Raw genomic sequence first — 344 nt, 5'->3', positions numbered from 1 at the left:
GCCCTCGCCCCCTTCGCTCGCGGGCTGCGCAACAGCATGGGGTTGGCGGTGCTGGCGAACGGCACGCCGCTGGCCGTGGTGAATGCGCGCGACGCCATCGACCAGGCCGATCCCCAGCTCTCGGACGAGGCGCTGCCGCACGACTTCTACACCGTGCTGAAGGCCGGCGCCGATTACGGCTGGCCGTATTGCTACGACGACCGCAAGCCCAGCCCCGAATATCCGCATTTCGACTGCAGCAAGGTCGAGGTGCCGGCCCTGCTGCTGCCGGCCCATGCCGCGCCGCTGGGCATGCTGATCTATCGCGGGACGGTGCTGCCGGGCCTGGATGGCCGGGTGCTGAT

1 pseudogene is annotated in these 344 nt (G+C 69.8%); it reads left to right on the top strand.

Annotated elements, in window-relative coordinates:
- Positions 1-344: pseudogene (locus P409_RS39925) on the top strand (hypothetical protein); the annotation flags it as partial.

This window comes from Inquilinus limosus MP06 (assembly GCF_000767795.1).
Classification (GTDB): Bacteria; Pseudomonadota; Alphaproteobacteria; order DSM-16000; family Inquilinaceae; genus Inquilinus; species Inquilinus limosus_E.
Note: the sequence above shows the minus strand (reverse complement) of the source record. Positions and strands in the feature narration are given on the sequence as shown.